The sequence below is a fragment of the Myxococcus llanfairpwllgwyngyllgogerychwyrndrobwllllantysiliogogogochensis genome (genome assembly GCF_006636215.1).
Taxonomy (GTDB): Bacteria; Myxococcota; Myxococcia; order Myxococcales; family Myxococcaceae; genus Myxococcus; species Myxococcus llanfairpwllgwyngyllgogerychwyrndrobwllllantysiliogogogochensis.
In genome coordinates this window covers 1-2,244 of the sequence record NZ_VIFM01000500.1, presented here as the reverse complement: position 1 = coordinate 2,244, position 2,244 = coordinate 1, and the positions used below count along the sequence as shown (strand labels likewise).

The following is a 2,244-nucleotide window of genomic DNA, read 5'->3' as shown; positions in this document are numbered from 1 at the left end:
GCCCTCCCCCTCCCCCGAGGCGCTCCCGGCCCTGGCCAGCACGGTGACGGGCCGAGGTGAGCGGGCCCTCGTCATGGGCCGCGTGCTGCGCGCGGGTGGCATCGAGATGGTGCAGGCCCTCATCTCCGACGAGGAGGGCGTCCTCCAGTTGCAGCTCCAGGAGGCGAGCCGGAGCATCTGGCGCCGCATCCTCAAGGACGGACTGGAGCAGGGCGGCACGGTGGAGCTGCCCCAGCACGAGGCGGCGGCCCTGCTGGCCGAGGCCGCTGGCCTCAACCTGCGCGCCCACACGCCCTTTCCCGAGGGGCTCGATGTCGCGCTGCGCCACTTCGGCGTGCAGCCCCAGCTCGAGCCCACCACCCTCCCCCAGCCCGAGCCGGAGGACGTCCGCCACGCGCTCGACGGAGACCTGCTGCACGAGACACCGGAACTGGCAGCGTGGCTCCCACCGGAGTCCATCACCAGGCGCCTGCTCGCGAAGCTGGACGAGGTGGTGGTCAGCCCCCTGGCGCTCAGCGACGTACAGCGCCAGGACCAGCTCCAGGGCGCGGTGCGCACGGTGACGCAGGAGTACTTCACCCCCGACATGTCCCGTCGCTACGCCCTGCGGCTGTGGAGGATGGCGGACTTCTTCGAGCGGACCGGGAGGAAGCGCGAGGCCGAAGTCGCCCGGGGTGAGGCGCGGCGCCTCTTCCACGGCGCCACGCAGCCCTTCTCCCGCTTCGCCCAGCATCTCTTCGAGAAGGTGGTCGGTCTGGTCGCCGCCGCCGGAGCCCGCGAAGAGGCCGCCGCCCGGCGAGCTGGGAAGGCACCTGGCGCCAGTGCACCCTCGCCCACGGAGGCCGCCCCCACTCAGGAGCGGCGCAGCCCCGGTGGCCTCATCCTCCCCTGAACCTGGGGAGGATGGGCCCTGCCGAGTCCTTCAGTCCGGCGAGACGCGGGCGCGCAGCAGCAGGTCCAGGTTCTCCTGCTCCCAGGCCTGGGCCCGCGTGTAGTCGTGGAAGCGCTTCTCGTGCTCGATGAGCTCCGGCGGGTGGATGCAGCGCCGCCCGTCGTCGCCCTTCCTCGTCCGGTAGATGTGGTGGAGCATCTCGTGGAAGACAATCCACTCCACGAAGTAGCGGGGCACCACCGGCTGGTCCAACGCCGGATGGATGCGGATGACCTTGGAGTCCGCCGAGTAGGAGCCCATCTTGATGCTCTTGCGGGGCCCCTTCACCCGAGGTGCCGGGCCGTAGGTGATGGCCGCATCGATGCGACGGGTGCTGAAGTACCGCTCGTTGAGCCGCTCGAAGATGCGCTCCAGGTCGTGGTGCTGACCCAGGGGCTCCAGCCGGATGCGCTTGCGCATCTGCGCCGGAGACAGCCGCCGGATGTACATCTTGTTGCGCTCGATGTAGCGGTCCAACAGCGTGCTCGCCTCCGGGTCCCCTTTGCGCACGAAGCTGGCCAGGGCCTGCACGACGTCATCCGGCGCCGCCAGGAACATGTGGTGCAGCCGCAGCCGCCACATCGCCCGGTGACGTTGGAAGGTCAGCATCGTGTGCGTGTTGTCGTGGACCTCCACCGCCACCTTCGCGCGTAAGCGCGTGCGGAGGCGGCGTTCGAGCACGCGTCTCCAAACCTTCACGAGCCGGTTCGGTTCTGGTGCGACAGGCTGCTGTCGCACTACCCGTCCGGCCGTGTAACTCCTCTTCGTCACGATGTTTTTCTGCTTCTTGAGGCGCGCCATGGAGCGCCGGATTCTACGGCCCCGTCTGACATGCGCAATGCGCGCGCGCCTCGGAAAAGCTAGGAAATCCAACGACTTAAGGGCACTCAAGCCCACCCAGTCCCACTTGTCCGATTCGGGGGGAGCACGGCCCATACGGGCAAGTGCCCGTCCGGACTAGCGCCGGACCTTGCAGGGGACCTGAAGCACGAGCGGCCCCGGGGTCGCCTGCTCGATGAGGTAGGGTATTGCCCCCCGAGGTGCGCGTCGTCCGGGGCAGTCGTAGGCCACCTTGATGAGGCCGGGCGGCAGGGCCAGGAGCCGGTTGACGGGCAGCCGCTCGCCCCCCTCCTGGCGAAGGATGGTCTTCGCAGGGGCCTCGAACCGCACCTCGACCAGGGAGGGAGCTGGCGGAGGAAGGCCGGAACCACCGTTCGCCGTGCCGCCGGGAGCCGCCGCCACCACCGCCGGGTCCGGAGCCGGGGGCACGGGCGACGGAGGGGCGGCCGCCTCGGGGGCGGTCGGCGTCAGAG

The 2,244-nt window shown here is 70.2% G+C and carries 2 protein-coding genes and 1 pseudogene; 1 reads left to right on the top strand and 2 read right to left on the bottom strand.

What is annotated here, in order from left to right:
- Positions 1 to 892: hypothetical protein (locus tag FJV41_RS48810; RefSeq protein ID WP_141649458.1), on the top strand; the 892-nt coding region annotated here is incomplete at its 5' end.
- Positions 893 to 922: 30 nt separating this feature from the next.
- On the opposite strand, the gene FJV41_RS48805 is transcribed toward FJV41_RS48810, so the two are convergent.
- Both FJV41_RS48805 and FJV41_RS52935 read right to left on the bottom strand, forming a co-directional pair.
- Entirely contained in the window at positions 923 to 1,732 is an 810-nt protein-coding gene (locus FJV41_RS48805) for a hypothetical protein (protein WP_141649457.1), read from the bottom strand.
- Positions 1,733 to 1,888: 156 nt separating this feature from the next.
- Positions 1,889 to 2,244, bottom strand: a pseudogene (locus FJV41_RS52935) (serine/threonine-protein kinase); the annotation flags it as partial.